The organism is Thalassospira permensis NBRC 106175 (genome assembly GCF_000714555.1).
In the GTDB taxonomy this organism is placed as follows: Bacteria; Pseudomonadota; Alphaproteobacteria; order Rhodospirillales; family Thalassospiraceae; genus Thalassospira; species Thalassospira xiamenensis.
Genome location: NZ_AUNC01000034.1, coordinates 1 through 19,202, shown reverse-complemented (window position 1 = coordinate 19,202; position 19,202 = coordinate 1). Strand labels below are relative to the sequence as shown.

17 protein-coding genes are annotated in these 19,202 nt (G+C 54.4%); 10 read left to right on the top strand and 7 right to left on the bottom strand.

Going from position 1 to position 19,202, the window contains the following annotated elements; all coding sequences use genetic code 11:
- Nucleotides 1-68 precede the first annotated feature (68 nt).
- The 6 genes from SMB34_RS14915 to SMB34_RS14895 all read left to right on the top strand — a co-directional run bounded on the left by SMB34_RS14915 (nucleotide 69) and on the right by SMB34_RS14895 (nucleotide 5,760).
- Nucleotides 69-272 (top strand): hypothetical protein, encoded by a 204-nt coding sequence (locus tag SMB34_RS14915; protein ID WP_007089496.1) that lies wholly within the window; start codon nucleotides 69-71, stop codon nucleotides 270-272.
- On the top strand, nucleotides 272-439 hold the full coding sequence (locus SMB34_RS21080) for a hypothetical protein (protein WP_156962684.1): 168 nt from the start codon (nucleotides 272-274) through the stop codon (nucleotides 437-439). The genes SMB34_RS14915 and SMB34_RS21080 overlap by 1 nt, the downstream gene beginning before the upstream one ends.
- Before the next feature lie 9 nt (nucleotides 440-448).
- Nucleotides 449-1,204, top strand: a complete 756-nt coding sequence (gene recO / locus SMB34_RS14910) for a DNA repair protein RecO (RefSeq protein WP_037991230.1) — start codon at nucleotides 449-451, stop codon at nucleotides 1,202-1,204.
- A gap of 139 nt (nucleotides 1,205-1,343) precedes the next feature.
- On the top strand, nucleotides 1,344-3,587 hold the full coding sequence (parC, locus tag SMB34_RS14905; RefSeq protein WP_051682324.1) for a DNA topoisomerase IV subunit A: 2,244 nt from the start codon (nucleotides 1,344-1,346) through the stop codon (nucleotides 3,585-3,587).
- A gap of 251 nt (nucleotides 3,588-3,838) precedes the next feature.
- Nucleotides 3,839-4,384: a TRAP transporter small permease subunit gene (locus SMB34_RS14900; RefSeq protein ID WP_037991226.1), complete on the top strand. Its 546-nt coding sequence runs from the start codon at nucleotides 3,839-3,841 to the stop codon at nucleotides 4,382-4,384.
- On the top strand, nucleotides 4,384-5,760 hold the full coding sequence (locus tag SMB34_RS14895) for a TRAP transporter large permease (RefSeq protein WP_007089500.1): 1,377 nt from the start codon (nucleotides 4,384-4,386) through the stop codon (nucleotides 5,758-5,760). Before SMB34_RS14900 ends, SMB34_RS14895 begins: the two co-directional genes overlap by 1 nt.
- 76 nt (nucleotides 5,761-5,836) lie before the next feature.
- Here SMB34_RS14895 and SMB34_RS14890 read toward each other — a convergent pair whose 3' ends face one another.
- From SMB34_RS14890 to motA, 4 genes are all read right to left on the bottom strand, one after another.
- Nucleotides 5,837-6,931, bottom strand: a complete 1,095-nt coding sequence (locus SMB34_RS14890; RefSeq protein WP_037991225.1) for a TRAP transporter substrate-binding protein — start codon at nucleotides 6,929-6,931, stop codon at nucleotides 5,837-5,839.
- A gap of 165 nt (nucleotides 6,932-7,096) precedes the next feature.
- Entirely contained in the window at nucleotides 7,097-7,837 is a 741-nt protein-coding gene (locus SMB34_RS14885; RefSeq protein WP_037991224.1) for an arginyltransferase, read from the bottom strand.
- Nucleotides 7,838-7,948: 111 nt separating this feature from the next.
- Entirely contained in the window at nucleotides 7,949-8,905 is a 957-nt protein-coding gene (locus SMB34_RS14880; RefSeq protein ID WP_037991223.1) for a flagellar motor protein MotB, read from the bottom strand.
- 42 nt (nucleotides 8,906-8,947) lie between these two features.
- Nucleotides 8,948-9,802, bottom strand: coding sequence for a flagellar motor stator protein MotA (gene motA / locus SMB34_RS14875; protein WP_007089504.1), 855 nt, complete (start codon nucleotides 9,800-9,802; stop codon nucleotides 8,948-8,950).
- Nucleotides 9,803-10,054: 252 nt separating this feature from the next.
- Between motA and SMB34_RS14870 the strand changes: the two genes are divergently transcribed.
- Complete coding sequence (locus tag SMB34_RS14870; protein ID WP_037991222.1) at nucleotides 10,055-10,537, top strand: flavin reductase family protein; 483 nt, start codon at nucleotides 10,055-10,057, stop codon at nucleotides 10,535-10,537.
- A gap of 38 nt (nucleotides 10,538-10,575) precedes the next feature.
- On the opposite strand, the gene SMB34_RS14865 is transcribed toward SMB34_RS14870, so the two are convergent.
- A complete protein-coding gene (locus SMB34_RS14865) occupies nucleotides 10,576-11,796 on the bottom strand; it encodes a threonine ammonia-lyase (RefSeq protein ID WP_205618054.1) in 1,221 nt (406 codons plus the stop codon).
- Nucleotides 11,797-12,138: 342 nt separating this feature from the next.
- The gene (locus tag SMB34_RS14860; protein WP_037991214.1) at nucleotides 12,139-13,626 is read right to left on the bottom strand and encodes an aldehyde dehydrogenase family protein; all 1,488 of its coding nucleotides are present in this window, start codon (nucleotides 13,624-13,626) and stop codon (nucleotides 12,139-12,141) included.
- 232 nt (nucleotides 13,627-13,858) lie between these two features.
- On the opposite strand from SMB34_RS14860, the gene SMB34_RS14855 reads away from it, so the two are divergent.
- Both SMB34_RS14855 and SMB34_RS14850 read left to right on the top strand, forming a co-directional pair.
- A complete protein-coding gene (locus SMB34_RS14855) occupies nucleotides 13,859-15,025 on the top strand; it encodes a type III PLP-dependent enzyme (protein ID WP_037991212.1) in 1,167 nt (388 codons plus the stop codon).
- A gap of 125 nt (nucleotides 15,026-15,150) precedes the next feature.
- The gene (locus tag SMB34_RS14850; RefSeq protein ID WP_037991575.1) at nucleotides 15,151-16,665 is read left to right on the top strand and encodes a malonate--CoA ligase; all 1,515 of its coding nucleotides are present in this window, start codon (nucleotides 15,151-15,153) and stop codon (nucleotides 16,663-16,665) included.
- A 117-nt stretch (nucleotides 16,666-16,782) separates the two neighbouring features.
- Here SMB34_RS14850 and SMB34_RS20920 read toward each other — a convergent pair whose 3' ends face one another.
- Nucleotides 16,783-16,941 carry a DUF1127 domain-containing protein gene (locus tag SMB34_RS20920; protein WP_082242478.1) on the bottom strand — a complete coding sequence of 53 codons (159 nt, stop codon included), beginning with the start codon at nucleotides 16,939-16,941 and terminating at the stop codon, nucleotides 16,783-16,785.
- A gap of 484 nt (nucleotides 16,942-17,425) precedes the next feature.
- Here SMB34_RS20920 and SMB34_RS14840 point away from each other — a divergent pair, with 484 nt between their 5' ends.
- Nucleotides 17,426-18,400: an HAD-IIA family hydrolase gene (locus SMB34_RS14840; RefSeq protein WP_037991210.1), complete on the top strand. Its 975-nt coding sequence runs from the start codon at nucleotides 17,426-17,428 to the stop codon at nucleotides 18,398-18,400.
- Nucleotides 18,401-19,202: the final 802 nt, after the last annotated feature.

The following is a 19,202-nucleotide window of genomic DNA, read 5'->3' as shown; positions in this document are numbered from 1 at the left end:
CGTCAATTTCGCGCACATTTGCCCTGCCTGCAGGTTTGGATATGGAAAACGGATCTTTATGGGGAATAGTGTTGATCGTCGTTGGCGCCGTTGCCGCGATGATCGTTGCACGTGTCGCCCGGCGACCGTTTCGTTACCGGCATGATGGTAAAAATATCGAGCGCGACAAATCATTCCTTTCGCGCCCGGTTAATCTGCTGGCTTTGTTGGCGGCTATTGCCACCTTCGTTCTTGGGTTGCTTTGGCGTTTGAATGGAAATGGACCGTCGTAATGACCAGGCACGAAAATGACCCGATTGATGATGCAATTGATCACGTTGCAAGCAGCAACACATTGAAACGTATTGTTTTTATTGTTGCGTTCATCTGTCTTGCATCCAGCCTTGTCGGGCTTTTCTTCCTTGTTACCCGTCTGATCGTGCCGCGCGGTTTTTTCTAGAGGTGCAGGATGGACTGGCGTGATGATGCGATCGTCCTTTCCACGCGCAAGCTCGGTGAGAACTCGGTCCGTTTGTCGGTGCTGACGCGCGACTATGGTCGATATGCAGGCATGGTGCGTGGTGCCACCAGCAAATCAATGCGCGGTACGCTGGAGCCGGGGAATGAAGTTCGTGTCGGATGGTCTGCCAGATTATCAGAACATCTGGGGCAGTTCCGTTGCGAACTGACGGGCGCGCATGTTGCCGATTTGCTGCTATCCCCCGGGCCCTTGATGGCGTTGAGTTCTGCCTGTGCGATGCTGGAAGTCACATTGCCCGAACGCGAAGCGCACACCACATTGTATCAGGGGACGGTTGCACTGCTTTCCGCCCTTAAGACGGAACAATGGCTGGCGTCTTACATCCGATGGGAAGTCGGGTTGCTTGACGAGCTTGGCTATGGGCTTAGCCTTGATCGTTGTGCGGCAACCGATGTTGCCGATGGCCTCTGCTTTGTATCCCCCAAAAGCGGCCGGGCCGTTTCCGAGGCCGCAGGAACGGCATATCGTGATCGCCTGTTGCCGTTACCGGCATTCCTTGCCGCAGGCAGGGCCGCACAAAGCAGCCGCGATCAGGGATTGAATGAACAGTTTCGCCAAGGGATCAAACTGACCGGATTTTTCATTCATCGCGATATTTTTGAGGCAAAGGGTGTGAAGCCCGTTGCCGCCCGCGACCGGCTGGTAAGCCATATCTGGCGCGCAGTAGACGCCGATGAAAAATAAATACCGTACTTTGATGCGGACTTGTGTTGACCATAACCGTACCCACCGTAGTATGTTGCCAAAATGGTGATTGAGCACCGGACACCGGACTGAATTGCCGAATTGATTGCAACCTGCCAAACAACAAGAAAAATCGTTCATGAGCACCAAGACTTCCGATCCGGCCAATGCCGGCCAAATCAGGGAAACGCGCCTTGCCGACGCGTTGAGCGAACGTTATCTCGCTTATGCCATGTCGACGATCATGTCGCGTTCTCTTCCCGATGTACGCGATGGTCTGAAACCCGTGCATCGGCGTCTGCTGTATGCCATGCGCCAGCTAAAACTTGATCCGGCGCAGGGGTTCAAGAAATGCGCCCGTGTTGTCGGTGACGTGATCGGTAAATATCACCCGCATGGTGATCAGTCTGTCTATGACGCGCTTGTGCGTTTGGCACAGGATTTTGCCGTCCGTTATCCGTTGGTCGACGGGCAGGGGAACTTTGGCAACATTGACGGCGATAACGCAGCGGCAATGCGTTATACCGAGGCCCGCATGACAGCCGTTGCCGCGGCACTGATGAATGGCCTTGACGAAGATGCGGTTGATTTCCGCCCGACATATGACGGCGAGGATCACGAACCGATTGTCATGCCGGCAGCGTTTCCGAACCTGCTGGCCAATGGTGCGGCCGGTATTGCGGTTGGTATGGCCACCAACATTCCGCCGCACAATGCTGGCGAACTATGTGCCGGCCTGATCAAGCTGATCGATAATCCTGATACCTCGATTGCGGAACTCGTCCGCTGTGTGCCGGGTCCGGACTTCCCGACCGGTGGGGTTCTGGTTGAGCCGCGCGAAAACATTCTTGAGGCCTATGCCACCGGGCGCGGTTCATTTCGTCTGCGCGCCAGATGGGAAGTCGAGAAGCTCAGTCATGGACTGTTCCAGGTCGTTGTGACCGAAATTCCCTATCAGGTTCAGAAAGCCAAACTGGTCGAGCGTATTGCCGATCTGATGGTTCTGAAAAAGCTTCCGCTTCTGGCTGATGTGCGCGATGAGTCGACCGACCTGATCCGTCTGGTGTTTGAGCCGCGGACCCGTGCGGTCGAGCCGGAACATTTGATGGAGATGCTGTTCAAGAATACCGAACTGGAAATCCGGTTTGGTCTGAACATGAACGTTCTGGACGGGGACAATACGCCGCGCGTCATGAATCTGCGCGAAGTACTGCGTGCGTTCCTGGCCCATCGTCAGGACGTTCTGATCCGTCGTTCCAACCATCGACTGGCCAAGATCAATCATCGCCTTGAAGTGCTTGATGGTTATCTTGTTGCCTATCTGAACCTTGACGAGGTCATCCGGATCATTCGTTTCGAGGATGAGCCGAAGGTGTCGTTGATGTCGACTTTCGACCTGACGGAAGTTCAGGCGGATGCGATCCTCAACATGCGTCTGCGGTCCTTGCGCAAACTCGAAGAAATGGAAATCAAGAACGAGCATGCGAAACTGACCGAAGAAAAAGAAGGTCTCGAAGCGCTTCTTGCCAGTGAAAGCTTGCGCTGGGAGAAAATCCGCGACGAAGTCGAGGAAATGCGCGAGAAATTCGGCAAGAAGACAGCCCTTGGCAAGCGCCGTACCGAAATCGGTGATGCACCGGAAGAAATCGAAGTTCCGCTGGAAGCCCTGATTGAACGTGAACCCATTATGGTGATCTGTTCGAAAATGGGTTGGATCAGAGCCCTTAAGGGGCATACGTCAGACATCAGCGACCTGAAATTCAAGGACGGTGACGAAGGGCGTTTTGCGCTGAAGGCGTTCACGACGGACAAGCTTCTGATCATGAGCACCGAAGGCCGCTGTTACACGATGTCGTGCGACAAGCTGCCGGGCGGACGTGGTCATGGTGAGCCGATCCGTTTGACGATTGATCTGCCCCAGGAACATGACATCGTTGCGATGGTCATCCATAAGCCGGGCCGGAACCTGCTTGTTGCAAGTTCTGCCGGTCGCGGTTTCCAGGTGGCCGAAGCCGATGTGGTGGCCCAGACCAAGAACGGCAAACAGATTTTGAACCTTGGCAAGGATGAAGAGGCAAAAATCTGCCTTCCGGTCGACAAGGATCATGTTGCTGTTCTGGGCGAAAACCGTAAACTTCTGATCTATCCGGTTTCCGAAGTCCCTGAAATGACCCGTGGGCGCGGTGTTATCCTGCAGAAATACCGTCAGGGTGGCATGGCTGATTTGGTCCTGTTCAATCTTGAAGAAGGACTGAGCTGGACCATGGGCGGCAGCGAGGGCCGTACACGTACCGTTACCGAGCTTGCAGAATGGATTGGCAAGCGTGCCGGTGCCGGGCGCATGCCGCCAACCGGGTTCCCGCGGTCAAACAGGTTCGAATAACGCATCCTTCGCAGAATGGATGAGATTCCAAAGGGATATGGGCAGGGATGTTCTTATCCCTTTTCTCGTTTCCGGGCGAAATTTGTCAATCACGGGTGAAAACGCGGTTTGATTTTATCCAGGATGCTGAACAAGGCGGGAAACGGGCAAAATATATAGCGTTTTAAGGCGTAAATATGTAACTTCGCATCCTGATTGGCAGGGAGCCCGCAATTTCCCTGTGAGTTCCAAAAGGGCGTGGGAGTGAAAACGTGAATTTTCTAGGGAGTTTCGTCCGTTTCGTTGACGGTCTGAATGACTGGATCGGACGTGGCGTGGCCTGGCTGGTAATCCCGATGGTCGTGATCACATTCCTGGTCGCGACATTACGGTACGGTTTTTCCATTGGCTGGGTTTCGATGCAGGAAAGCTATATGTGGCTGCATGGTATCGTCTTTATGGTCGGTGCCGGTTACACGCTGCTACATGGCGGTCATGTGCGAGTGGACGTCTTCTATCGTCCGGCTTCGGCGCGCTACAAGGCATGGGTTGATCTTTTTGGTTCCCTGCTGCTGCTGCTGCCGGTGATCATTATGGTCTATATCTATAGTTACCCCTATGTGATGACCAGCTGGCTTCGTCTTGAAGGGTCACATGAAACCGGCGGCTTGCCGGGGCTGTTCCTTTATAAATCGGTTATTCTCGTTTTCTGCGTGTTGATTGCTTTGCAGGGGCTGTCACTCGCCGCGCGTAGCATTCTCGTGCTGACCGGGCATAAAGAATTTGAAATCAAAGAAGAAGAGCACGAGGGCGTCTGATGTCGGGGGAAATTCTTAGCCTTGTAATGTTCGCAGTAGCCTGCGGCGTTCTTCTTCTCGGTTTTCCGGTTGCGTTTTCCCTGGCAGGAACGGGGCTTGCCTTTGCGCTGATCGGCAACTCGATGGGCGTGTTTGACATGCCGCTTCTGGGGTCGTTGCCGTCACGCTATTTCGGTGTGATGACCAACGAGCTTTATGTCGCGATCCCGCTTTTCGTTTTCATGGGCGTCATGCTCGAACGTGCCCGGATTGCCGAAAAGCTGCTGACGACCATGGGGCTTCTGTTTGGCACCATGCGGGCGGGGCTTGGCATTTCGGTTGTGCTGGTCGGGATGCTGCTGGCGGCTTCGACCGGTATCGTTGGGGCAACCGTTGTAACCATGGGGCTTCTCAGCCTTCCGGCGATGCAAAAGGCCGGATACAGTCCGCGTCTTTCGACCGGGGTAATCTGTGCATCCGGTACATTGGGGCAGATCATACCGCCGTCGATCGTGCTGGTTTTGCTCGGTGATATCCTGCAAGGCGCTTACGCCGAAGCACAACGTTCGCTGGGCAATTGGGCCCCGGAGCCGGTTTCGGTTATCGACCTGTTTGCCGGTGCATTCATTCCCGGCATGCTTCTGGTCGGGCTTTATATCTGCTGGATCATCATTCAGGCCTTTATTGACCCCAAATCGGCACCGCCGCTGGTGACCGACAAACGGCCGGATGGCCTTTGGGGTGAAGTTCTGCGCGCGCTGATGCCTCCGGGGTTGCTGATCGTTGCCGTGCTGGGCTCGATCCTTACAGGTATTGCAACACCGACTGAGTCCGCCGCATTTGGCGGTGTTGGTGCGGTCATTCTGGCGGCGTTCTATAAACGCCTGTCATGGGACGTTTTACGCCATGTGACACGCCAGACGGTTCAGATCAGTGCAATGGTCTTCGTCATCCTGCTGGGCGCATCGGTGTTCTCGCTGGTCTTCCGTGGCCTTGGCGGGGATCATCTGGTCGAAGAACTGCTGCATAACCTTCCTGGCGGTGTTTTCAGCGCCATGCTGGTCGTCATGCTGCTGATGTTTGTCATGGGTTTCTTCCTTGATTTCATTGAAATCGTGTTTGTGGTTGTGCCAATCGTTGGCCCGATCCTGCTCAAGATGGATATCGATCCGGTCTGGCTTGGCGTGATGATTGCCATCAACCTGCAGACCAGCTTCCTGACGCCGCCGTTCGGCTTTGCGCTGTTCTATCTGCGCGGGGTGGCTCCGGCGGCAATCAAGACCTGGGACATTTATCGGGGGATTGTCCCGTTTGTCCTGATCCAGGTTCTGGGCTTGGGGCTTGTGGCGGCGTTCCCGGCACTGGCGACATGGCTTCCGGATTTGCTGTTCAAGTAACCGCAGGCCTGCCAAAACCTGTCATGCAAAAAGGGTCGGCAAATGCCGACCCTTTTCGGTTTCGATATCTGAAAACTTAGTATTTGAACGGCAGGATACGTGCCTGGGCAAAAGCCGATTCCGAGAATTTCGACCAGCCAATCGACTGGGTACGGAACGCGATCAGGCTTTCGAAAACTTCCTGCGACAGCGGATTTGAAGCAACAAGGTCACGCAGAACCGTGCCCGACAATGCGCCAAGGTTTGTCAGAATGTCGTCCGAGAACGGGCGAACATCGACATTGTGCTTGTCGCGCAGGGTCTGGAGCGCCTGATTGTTCCGTGCGGTGAATTCCGACAGAACCATCTGGTTCACAGCACGGTTGGCCTGCTCGACAATTGCCTTGAGATCGTCGGGAAGGGCATTCCACGCATCAAGGTTGATGAAGTTGTCCAGAACGGTCGCCGGTTCATGCCAGCCCGGATAGTAATAAAACTTGGCTGATTTATAGAGACCAAACGCCAGGTCGTTATACGGACCAACCCATTCGGTCGCATCAATTGCACCGGATTGAAGGGCAGGCGGAATTTCGCCACCCGGAAGGTTCACAACGTTACCACCCGCAGCTTTGACGACTTCGCCGCCAAGGCCCGGAATACGCATTTTCAGACCTTTATAGTCATCAATCGTATTCATTTCCTTGTTGAACCAGCCGCCCATCTGGGTGCCGGTGTTGCCGGACGGGAAGAATTTGCAGTTCAGTTCGGAATAGACTTTGTCAGCAAGTTCCTGACCGCCGCCCCACTGGAACCATGCGTTCTGTTCCTGAGCGTTCAGTCCGAATGGCATCGCTGCGATATACTGGGTGGCATCGACTTTACCCTTCCAGTAATAAGGCGCGCCATGGCCCATTTCGACGGTACCATTACCGACAGCATCAATGGCTTCAAAGGCGGGAACGATTTCGCCCGCGCCAAAAACGGTCACCTTCATGCGGCCGTTTGATGCCTTGTTTATATATTCAGCCAAAAGGTTCGCCCCGGTCCCCAAACCCGGGAAGTTTTTTGGCCAGGTCGTGACCATGCGCCACTCACGGACTTCCTGTGCGATTGCCGGTTTGGCAAAGGTAGACGCGACCGCCGCGGTCGCACCGGCTACCGCAGCGCCGGAAAGAAATTGGCGACGTTTCATAGATTACAGCCTCCCAAAGATGCAAGCTCATGATTTATTGCCTCAAAGCCGTCATGCGGCTTTGGAGCAAAGCTTATATGCGTCTGTAGAATGTGGCAACCGGGGATCGATGGGGGAGCTACTACTTTGGTCTAGTAGTTGCGGCGGGGTATCGCGAGCCAAAGATCAACCGTCAATACCGTCACTGGCCGGAAGGCTAACCCAGTTTCCGCCCCGAAAACCTTCCAGAGGCTGAAAGCGCATCTTGTAGGACATCTTTCGGCACTCTCCGATCCAGTAACCAAGATAAACATGGGGTAAACCAAGGGTTTGGGACTCTTTTATCAGATCAAGAATGATAAAGGTTCCAAGTCCGCGGCGCTGTTCGGAGGGATCAAAGAAGCTGTATACGGCAGACAGGCCATCAGAGAGGTTATCGACCAGTGCAACCGCGATCAGGCTGCCATTCTGGCGCCGATATTCAAAAATGGAGGTGTCGACAGTGCTGTCTTCGATCATGGCCCGATAGTCGCGGGCATCCATCCGCGCCATATCGCCATTGCCGTGACGGGCGTCCTGATACTGACTGAAAAGCTGAAACTGTTCCTGTGTGGCGACGGATGGCGAGACGGCCCGGATCAGATCATTGTTTTTTGCCGCGATACGACGAAACGATTTGGTCGTGCGGAAATCTTCGGAACGTACCCGGACGGGAACACACGCGTCACATTCGCTGCAGGCCGGCAGATAGGCAATAGAATGGCTGCGGCGGAAACCGGCGCGAGACAGCAGATCATGAACGTTATTTGCTTCGGGACCGCGCAGTTCTGTCACCAGCTTGCGCTCGAACCTGCCAGGCAGATAGGGGCATGGCATGGGAGCGGTCATGAAGTAATGCTGTGTCAGTCGCCTTTGATTGACTGTCATTTACCGTTTTGCCCCGGCTTCAGAGGTTCTTCTGATAATATGAGATTAGGTATGAATCATGACGGTTTAAAGGGCGAACCCGACGATTGTCTGAGCTCGCCATAAAATTCCCTAGCGGTTTGAAGGGACAGAGAAGCTGGGGCGCCGGTTTGAAGGCGCTGAATTGCCCGATTCTTGTCCTGATCCCTGTTCGGTGGATGGGGTGCCAGACTGCGCAGGGGCGGAGGTTTCGCCATCAACGGCCGGGCGTTCACCGGTTCCGCGCAGAAGCGTGATGCTGATGCGTCTGTTGCGTTCGTTTTCCGGCGTTTCGGGAAGCAGCGGGTCCGTATCGGCAAGGCCGGCAACTTTGGCGAAGCGGCCGGATGCAAGGCCCTGGGTTTCAAGTTCCCGGCGGGTTGCCAGGGCGCGGTCCGAGGATAGTTCCCAGTTGCTGTAACCAGTGACTGTCGAGAAGGGCACGGCATCGGTATGGCCTTCAATCGAAATATCCTGCGGCATACCCTGGATAGCTTCGACAACCTTTGACAGCAGAAGTTTGGTGTGGTCGGCCATGACGGCACTACCGCTTGGGAACATTGCGGTGCCGTCTTCATCCAAAATCTGAATGCGAAGACCTTCGTCGGTTTCTTCGATCCGGATATTCTTGGCAAGTTCCTGCAAATCAGGGGAACTTTCAAGCGCCTTGCGAAGTTCTTCTTCCGCTTCCTTGAATTCCTTGTCTTCCTGTTCGGCAAGACGTTGCTCGGCCATTTCTTCCGGTGTTTTCACCGGGGGAATGTCAATGCTGACCGTCGGTGCCCCCATCTCGGAGCGTAAGGCACCTTGTTCTGCAAGGCTTTGGCCACCCAGAATGCCGCCAGAACCGGACTCGCTTTGAGAAATCGTTTCCGGGGTGAAATAGTTCGACACACCCTGTAGCTGTTCTTCAGTGGCACTGCTAAGCAGCCAAAGCAGCAGGAAGAACGCCATCATTGCTGTCACAAAGTCGGCATACGCAACCTTCCATGCACCACCATGGTGGCCGTGACCGCCTTTCTTGATTTTCTTTATAACGATATCGGGCATGCGTCGCGTTTTTCTCTAAACCGGAAATGGATTATTCAAAAATCAAGCGGTTGGTGCATTTTGCAAAGCTTCGTCAAGTTCCTTGAAGCTTGGCCGAAGATCATGTGGCAGGGTTTTTCGTGCAAATTCTACCGAAACCTGCGGCGCATAACCCTGCATGTGTCCGATGAGTGCCGCCTTTATACAGCTGTAGTATTTCGCGTCGGCATCAACGGTTTTCTTGATGATGGATGCCGTCGGCGCGACAAAACCATAAGCGCCAAGAATACCAAGGAATGTCCCGACCAGTGCTGCCGCAATCAGGCCGCCCAGAATTTCAGGCGGTTCCGTCACGGAGCTCATGGTGACAATAACCCCCAGAACGGCCGCGACAATACCCAGCGCGGGAAGACCGTCGCCAACTGTTTGAACCGCATCGGAAACCGCGTGTTCTTCCTCGTGATGGGTTTCCAGTTCCTGATCTATCACGGCTTCGAGTTCGTACGCATTGGTGGTGCCAAGGGTCAGCAACCGAAGATAATCACACATGAATTCAAGGGCGTGATGGTCTTTGGTGACGCCCGGAAAGTTTGCGAAAAGGCTTGAGCTTTCGGGGTTTTCCACATGGCTTTCAAGCGCCAGATCGCCCTTTGATTTGGCGAGACGAAAAACCGCATAAAGGCAGGTCAAAAGCTCAAGATAGGAAGCTTTCTTCTTGGGGCCTTTCATGGCACGCAGGGTATAGCTGAAGGACCGTTTGACAACGCTTAGCGGATTTGCTGTCAGAAAGGCACCAAACGCAGCCCCGAAAATAATCAGAACTTCAAGCGGTTGAACGAGAATGCTAAATGACCCGTGTGGTAAATATCCGCCAAGTACCGAGCCGAGTACTATGACGTAACCGATAATCAGAAACATTATGCAGTCCCCATTAACCCCAAAATACGCCGCAACCGTAAATTCCTTATTATGGACAGCCTTCCGGGAAGCCGGAGTTTCAGGGTCGCAGCGCTTGTATTTATATGATTCATATTAACTTTTAATCTTATTAATATAGCGTTTAAAACGCTGACGCGTGGGGTTTGACAGCACAAGTTTTTCCCGCCATTTTCCCTGATCCTGTACGCAGGGCATGTCCAATAGGTTTTATCAGCAAGAGCATTCTTCAATATGTCATTTTCATCGCGCGATTTTCGGGACTGTCTGGGACAATTCGCAACCGGTGTTGCGGTTGTTACGGCACGGGCGAATAATGGCGCAAAAGCAGGCATTACGATCAATTCGTTTGCGTCGGTGTCGCTCGATCCGGCTCTGGTACTTTTTTCAGTAGACCAGCGCGCGACCACACATTCATTGTTTGCAGGTGAGTGTGACCGTTTTTGCATCAATATCCTTAATCGCGATCAACGCGACCTGTCTGACCTGTTTTCATCACCGGTTCACGACCGTTGGGAAGACCTTGTTTTCGAAGATGATTGCCATGGTGTGCCAAAGCTGATCGGTAATCTTGCGACATTTTCCTGCAAACGACATGCAATTCACGATGGCGGAGATCACAGCATCATTGTGGGGCATGTGCAGGATATCTCACTGGGGAATACCGGTGATCCTCTGCTTTACTATGGTGGCCGTTATCGCTCCCTTGGCAAATGAGCAAAGGGCCAACGGCATTGTCGCTGGCCCTTGTAATTTCAGTCGAGCGATGTGTTGCCCAGAAGGCGGCTGCCAAATCCGGCACCGGTCAGTTTTGTAATCACCTGTTCCGCGTGCGAGGTGTCTCTGACTTCCAGCACCATGTCGACGTCGGTCTGCTTTGCCGGCACATCATAGAAGTGACGCTGGTGATACACTTCAATGATGTTGGCTTCGGCGTCGCCGATCAGCGCGCTGATGGTTGCAAGTGCGCCCGGAACATCGGGAATTTCGATACGCACACGCACAAGGCGGCCTTCGCGCGCCATACCACGCATCAGAACCTGCGCCAGAAGACGGGTATCGATGTTGCCGCCACTGACAATCATGCAGACCTTCTTGCCTTTGAAACGGTCATGATGGTCAAGTAGAGCCGCAAGAGGGGCCGCACCAGCACCCTCGACAACCGTCTTCTCGATCTCGATCAGCATCTGGATGGCGCGCTCGATAGAGCTTTCCTCGACCAGCAGAACATCATCAAGCTTTTCCTTGCAGATTTCGAGGGTCAGGCCGCCCGGCTGCTTGACCGCAATGCCTTCGGCAATCGTCACACCACCGCCCGAAAGCGGCAGGCCCTTGATGCCTTCATACATGGAAGGATAAAGCTTGGTTTCGACGCCGATCACTTCAATGTCGGGGCGTCGGGCCTTGATGGCCGTAACAATACCGGCCGCAAGACCGCCGCCGCCAATGGGGACGATAATGGTGTCGATGTCCGCCCCATCATTAAGGATTTCAAGCCCAACAGTCCCCTGACCGGCAATGATGTGCGGATCATCGAACGGGTGAACAAAGGTCAGGCCGCGTTCTTCCTGAATTTTCGATGCGGCTTCAAGGCTTTCGGCGAAAACACTGCCTTTAAGGACAACTTCCGCCCCGTGTGAACGGGTGTGACGGACTTTGGTAAAGGGTGTGTTTTTCGGCATGACAATGGTTGCCGGAATGCCAAGTCGTTTGGCGTTATAGGCCACACCTTGCGCATGGTTGCCGGCCGATACGGCGATGACACCCTTCGCGCGTTCCTCGGGGGTGAGGCTGGCAAGTTTGATATAAGCGCCGCGTTCCTTGAAGGAGGCCGTATATTGCAGGTTTTCAAGTTTCAGGTGAACTTCGGCCTCGCAAATATTTGAAAGTGTTTGCGATTTTACCAATGGCGTTTTGCTGACGATGCCTTCAAGCAAGCCGGATGCGCGTACGATGTCGTGATAGGAAACGGTCATTTCCATACTCCTGCGGCCAGCCGCACCTTACGTGATGTGCTGGCATTTTATCATGTGTGGGCAAAATTCGGATGTTTAACCAAGCCTGTCATCCGCGGATGACAGGGATCACATTCGCAGGGCGGAAATCCCGATAATCATGGCCATCGCACCGGCACGAAGCGTCGGACGGGGATGCGATGCGAGGATGTCAAGGCAAGCAGACATAGCCATGTTCTTTCCGGGTTATGGGTCGGTAATCGTGATGCAGCTTTGCGGATTAGGCGCGCAAGGTCAAGTTTGCAAACAAAAAGGCCGGGTTGCAACATTTGCAACCCGGCCGGTTTGGGAACGCAGGCAGGGTTATTCCATATTCATGATGATGGTTTTCTTGTGCGTGAAATGTTCAAGCATGCTTTCAAGCGATGCCTCCTTGCCAAGACCCGAAAGCTTGACGCCGCCATATGACAGGTTTGGCTGCACGACAAGGTTCTGGTTGACCTGAACAAAGCCCGCTTCAAGCCGTTTGGTGGCCGTCAGTGCGGTTTTAAGGTCCTTGGTCCAGACAGTTGCGGCAAGGCCAAAGTCACTGTCATTGGCAAGCTCGATCGCCTCGTCAAAGGTTTTGAACCTGAACACACACGCAACAGGGCCAAAGATTTCTTCGCGGGCAATCCGCGCATCAGGCTTGACGTTGGTAAAGACGACCGGACGGACAAACATGCCGTCCGTAAGTGCCGGATCGGTCGGAAGGGCGCTGAGTTCATTTTTGGTCGCACCTTCCTGTTCGCCGATCTCGATATAACCGCACACCTTGTCGCGCTGTTTGCGATTGATGATGGTGCCGATATCGGTTTCCTCGTCCAGCGGATCACCCATTTTAAGGGTGTTTACCTTGGCCAGAAGGCGGCTGACAAACTCGTCATGCAGGCTTTCATGAACCAGAATGCGCGACGATGCCGTGCAGCTCTGGCCCTGACGGGTAAAGCGCATGCCGCCAATTGCTCCGGCAATTGCCTTGTCCAGATCGGCGTCACCCATCACGATCATCGGCGATTTGCCACCCAGTTCCAGCGTGACCGGGATCAGTTTTTCCGCCGCTGCGCGGTAGACCGTGCGACCGGTTTCGACCGATCCGGTAAAGGATACCTTTTTGACATCCTTGTGCGCCACCAGCGGGCCGCCACATCCCGGGCCAAAACCGGAAAGGATGTTCAAAACACCCTTTGGCAATACCTGCTGCATGATCTGGCAGACGCGAAGAACGGTAAAGGGTGTGTCTTCTGCCGATTTAACGACAACCGTATTGCCCGCCACCAAGGCCGGGGCAACCTTGATCGCCATCAGAAGCAGCGGCACGTTCCACGGAATGATCGCACCGACAACGCCAACCGGTTCACGTGTTGTCAGGGTCATCATGTTCGGGTTGAACGGAATGGTTTCACCCTTCAGTTCCGAGGCAAGGCCGCCAAAGAAGGTGAACATGTCGGCCAGGACCGATGCCTCGACCCGGCTTTCCGTCCGCAACGCCTTGCCGGACTCAAGGGCCACCATCCGGCCGAGTTCCTCGACATGCTGGGTCAGGATACGCCCGCATTCCGCCACCAGCTTACCGCGTTCGCGGGCAGGGCGGTTTGCCCAATCCTTTTGGGCCTTCTTTGCCACCGAAACCGCGAAATCGACGTCATCGGCGTCACCTTCGGCAGCCTGCGCAATAACCTTGCCGGTTGCCGGGTTCAGCACGTCAAAATTTCTGCCATTTCTGGCCGGTACAAGTTCCCCGTCGATCAGGTGACGGCCATCAAGTTCCTTGACCAGTTTGTGGGGATCAAGCACGGGTTCGATAGACATTTCAGGCTCCCTGTCATATAGCTGCGCGCCCGTTTTCCGGCTGCGTCGCAAAATAAACGGTTATTCGGTATTGGTTTACCAATTTATCGATCCGATACCGGAAAGGCAAGGTCCTTTCACCATGTTAGGCATGACAGTCAGGGGCAGGGTTGATAGGGTTACTTAAACGCGGGCTGCATTTCGAATTGTGAATGCGCCACAGATACAATTCCGTAAGGACAAGGGGATACCCATGCCGCGCCATTTCGATACGACGTTTGATGTTGTTCGTGAACTTAAGCCTTCTTACCCGGTTTATTGCCTGCGCCCTGACATCCTGCGTGAATCGGCCAAACGGTTTGTCGATATGTTTCCCGGCAATGTCCTTTATGCGGTCAAATGCAATCCGCATCCGGAAATCATGCGCTACCTTCATGAAGGCGGTGTTCGTCATTTCGATACCGCATCGCCCGAGGAAATTGCCCTTGTCCGCCGCCAGTTTCCCGGCATGAACGTCTATTTCATGCATCCTGTCAAAAGCCGGGATGCCATTCGCAGCGCGCACCGTGTTTTCGGCGTAAAGCATTACGTGATCGATACCGAGGATGAACTTGAAAAAGTCCGCGCCGAAACCGACGGCGAGACCGATCTGGTCATTCATGTCCGCCTGGCAACCCCGCCGGCAGGCGCGGCCTATAACCTTTCGGCAAAGTTCGGTGCCCGTCCGATGACGGCATCGGAACTTTTGAAAAAGGTTGATGGCTATGGCTATACCGCCGGGCTTTGCTTCCATGTCGGGTCGCAATGCACAACGCCGAACGGGTATCGCATTGCCGTCGAACTGATCCGGCAGGTTGTCGATTTTTCCGGGGTCAAAGTCCGGTATATCGATGTTGGCGGCGGGTTCCCCGGCCAATATATGAACCAGCGCGCACCGGGGCTTGAGGTCTTCATGGAGGAAATCAAGGACTGCATTCGCTGGCTTGGCCTGCCTGATACCACCTTTATGTGCGAGCCGGGCCGCGCACTGGTGTCGAGTGGCGTGTCGCTGATCACGCAGGTGCATCTGCGTAAAGAGGACCAGCTCTTCATCAATGACGGAGTCTATGGCAGCCTTTCCGAGGCGGTCACCGGGCAGTTGCGTTTCCCGGTACGACCGATGCGGATCGGCGGTGATTTCAACGACACCGATACCCTTGATTTTACGATCTATGGCCCGACCTGCGACAATATGGATGTGCTTCCGGCAACGGTAACCTTGCCCGCCGACATCCGCGAAGGGGACTGGATCGAGTTTGGTCATATCGGTGCCTACAGCAACGCGCTGGCCACCCATTTCAACGGTTTTTACCCGGAATTACTGGTGACGGTTGGCGAAACATTCCCGTTCATTGATGGCGAATTTCCGCAGGTCGGCTGACCACAATCGGTCATAGCGGTAAAACAGTACTTGTTTGCGGATATCCTTGTGTGCACTATGCTGCCCGGTATGACATCGGGCAGCATGAATGCCCGGCACAAGATCTGAAACAGGGAAGATACGCCGTGACCAACAGCCTTTTCATGCGCATACGAAGCCGATTTCCATCCGACCTGTCCAAGGTCCTGATCGAAACGGCAGAGGGCACAACATACAGCTACGGTGATGCCGATGCTGCGTCCGCACGTATTGCCGGGCTTTTGACAGCCCTTGGTGCCAAAAAAGGTGATCGCGTCGCGGTTCAGGTCGATAAATCCCCCGAAGCCCTGTTCCTTTATCTGGGCTGTATCCGCGCAGGTCTGGTCTATCTGCCGCTGAATACCGCGTATCAGGCAGGTGAACTTGCCTATTTCATGGGGAATGCGGCACCTATTATTTTTGTCTGCCAGCCACACCGCGAAGATGAAGTAACGGCAATTGCCGATGCGCAGGGCGTTGAAAAGGTTCTAACACTTGGCACATCGGGCGAGGGGACGTTGATCCATCAGGCGGCGGATTTCCCCGCCGAATTTACCCCGGTTGCCTGTGCAGATGATGAACTTGCAGCCATTCTTTACACCTCTGGAACGACGGGCAAGCCAAAGGGTGCCATGATGACCCAGACCAATTTATGGTCAAATGCCGCGACCCTGGAAAAGCTGTGGGGCTTTGGTCCGGACGATGTTCTTTTACATGCGCTTCCGATTTTCCATACGCACGGGCTTTTCATTGCGTGTCATTGCGTGATGCTGTCGGGATCGAAAATGTTCTTCCTGCCGAAATTTGATCGCGATCAGGTCATGGCGCTGTTGCCGCGCAGTACCGTCATGATGGGGGTACCGACATTCTATGTCCGCCTGCTGTCTGGTGATGATTTCAATGCCGATGTGACCTCGGGCATGCGGCTGTTCATTTCAGGATCGGCACCCTTGTTGCCCGAAACATTTGTCGCCTTCAGGGAACGGACCGGCAAGGCGTTGCTGGAACGTTACGGCATGACTGAAATGGGAATGGCTACGTCCAATCCGCTCAATGGGGAACGGATCGTGCATACGGTCGGCCCGGCTCTGCCGGATGTGGAAGTCCGGGTCTGTGACGATAAAGGGAATGTGCTTGGAACCGACGAGATCGGCGTTCTGGAAGCACGCGGGCCGAACGTTTTTGCCGGATACTGGCAAATGCCGGAAAAAACGGCCGAGGAATTCCGCGAAGACGGGTTCTTCATTACCGGTGACATCGCGAAAATCGATGCCAAGGGATATGTCCATATCGTTGGTCGCGCCAAGGATCTTGTGATTTCCGGCGGGTTTAACGTTTATCCCAAAGAAATCGAAACGGTCATCGACAAGATGGATGGTGTTGTCGAAAGTGCCGTGATCGGCGTTGCGCATCCGGATTTTGGCGAGGCCGTCGTGGCCGTGATCGTCCGCAGCAGCGATAAACTGTCCGAAGATGACGTGGTCAATGCGATCAAGGGGCAGCTTGCCAATTTCAAAGTACCCAAGCGCGTTTTCTTCGTGTCCGAACTTCCGCGTAATGCGATGGGAAAAGTACAGAAGAATATCCTGCGAGAGGATTATAGCGCGGTATTTGCCAACTAGAACGGGGCGCTACAACGGGGCGAGGGACAGCTTGCCCCGTCAGCACATTATCCCGAAAACAAGAAAAGCCCCGGCAATCAATGCCGGGGCTTTTCTTTTGGACGGCTACGGTCTGGCTTAGCGACCGAAAGCAACGCGATGTGCGACATCGTCAATCATGTCACGGTTCAGGCCGATATCTGCCAGCTCACGTGCATCAAGTTTACGGAGCGCAGTCTGGGTCTGGTACTGAACACGAAGGGCGCGCAGGAAAGCAAAAATCTTGGTTACGATCATTTCATCACCTATTTCAAACCGGCCAATTTCAAATTGGCACTGTCATTCAGATAACCGGCATGTGCTCACCGAAGATATTCCATGAAGGAATAGTTAACTGGTTTGACGTGTCGGTCTGCTTGATATGTACCGAATGATCATCTGCATTTTTCGCATCAGCCAGTCGATACATCGTTTTTATTTCGTGAGTGCAAACTACGCCCGGTTGATTGTGAAATCCAATGCGTTTTTTGCATGGCTGGAGGCTGGAAAGCGCAGAAAGTCATGTTTTTGCAACGAAAACGCTTAAATAACGTCATAATACAGATTTGCTTCGTTGTTTATTGCTATGTTTTCAGCGCATAGCTAATTAAATTACCAATCGCTTTCCAATTGAAAGCGGAACCGCTACAACAGCAATCGCGATTTTCATACGAACATATCCGGATTGATGCCTTCAGGCGAATTCACGGATGGCTTTCTATCGGACAGGAGACACGGACAGATGAGTATCAACCGCCCGAAGCTCAGCTTTGAGCAGGCAATCGCCGCTTATCTGCAATATGCGCCGCGTTTGCCGCAGGTTGATCCGGCATCTGTTCCTGCAAAAACACAGTATGTTGGAAACCTTCTGGAAATCGCGGACCAATTTGATCTGATCGTGTTCGATGCTTTTGGTGTGCTCAACAGCGGGGCGCAAGCCATTCCCGGCGCGGTCGAAACCGTGGCTGCCCTTCAGAAATCGGGAAAGAAACTTGCCGTTGTCACCAATGATGCATCGAGTTCGGCCGAGGCAATCCTTGCACGGCATCGCGGGCGCGGGTTCGATTTCAACACGACAAACCTGATCAGCAGCCAGCAATTCGTGGCCCCGATGATGGAAACCTACAGGGATCTGTCCCATTGGGGAGCCATGGCACCGGCTCACTGGCCATTTGATATCCTGCCGGGCAGGGTGGAACCGCTTGGTGCGGATCGCGCGCTTTATGATGCGGTTGACGGTTTTGTTCTTATTGATTCTGAAAACTGGTCCGATATCCAGCAGAATCATCTGGAAGAAAGCCTTGCCGCCAATCCGCGCCCCATTCTGGTTGGCAATCCCGATATCTGCGCGCCGATGGGGGCATTCCTGTCCGTTGAGTCCGGATATTTCGCCCATAAGGCAGCGGATCGTTGCAACGTGATACCGGATTGCGTTGGCAAGCCCTACGGTCACGTGTTTGATGAAGTCCTGCACCGTCATCCCGATATCAGCCGGGATCGGGTCCTGATGGTGGGCGATACAATCCATACCGATGTGCTGGGCGGGCTGGCAGCCGGCATCAAGACACTTCTGGTGCATCAGGGGGGATTCCTCGATGGTCAGGACGATATCGAAAGCCTGTTTGAAAAGTCGGGTCTGCGTCCGCATTTTTGTGCGCGCGCCATCGGTCATGGTCTTGCCGTGCCTGGTGCCAAAAGTGAAGCCTGTTGCGCCTGATGATGGATCAAACGGCCCGGTAAGAAGGGCCGCAGACAAGGTACTCCCGACCTGATCGTCATTCCCGTAACGGCGGGAATCCAGCCTCTTCCAACAGGGCATGGATTCCGGGTCTGCGCTGCGCCCGGAATGACGATTTTGATCAATCGCCAAGCCAATCCAGCCAAGCCAACCCCGCTGCCCTTTGCATCGCCAAACGCCACCGACCGGAAGACCGGACAAACGCCCGTCGCTCTCGGTTGCGCCAAAACGCACCTCACTCCACGGGCAACAGCGTTGTCGCACGGCAGGCACACCTCCCGCCATCGATGACCAGCCTTTCGGCATCTTCGAACGCTCCTTCGGCCCACTGGCAATCGATCCCGCTACCCCTCGGCATAGCCAAACGCTACCGACCGGGTAGGCTGGACAGAACTGGATTGCACCAGACCGACCACGCCCAGTCCCTGCTGCCCCGAACAAACGCCTCGGGCTTTCGATGGACACTACAAGCGCACCTCGCCCCAAGGACGAAGGCGTTGTCGCAGGGCAGGCACAAATCCCGCCATTGGTGACCAGCCTTTCGGCATCTCCGAATGATCCATCGACCCCATCGCCAAGCCTACCAATTCAGCCAGCCGATCCAATGCAGACGCAATTCGGGCCTGCTGATCCTCGGCATTGCCAGACTTCACCGACCTGTTGGGGAGCGGCGGGATGGGCTGACCTCAGCCCGGCTCTCGCTGCCCCGAACAAACACCCTTGCCCCAAGGGCACATCTCTCCCGTCATGATAAACACCCGTTTCCGTAAATCTCGCATGC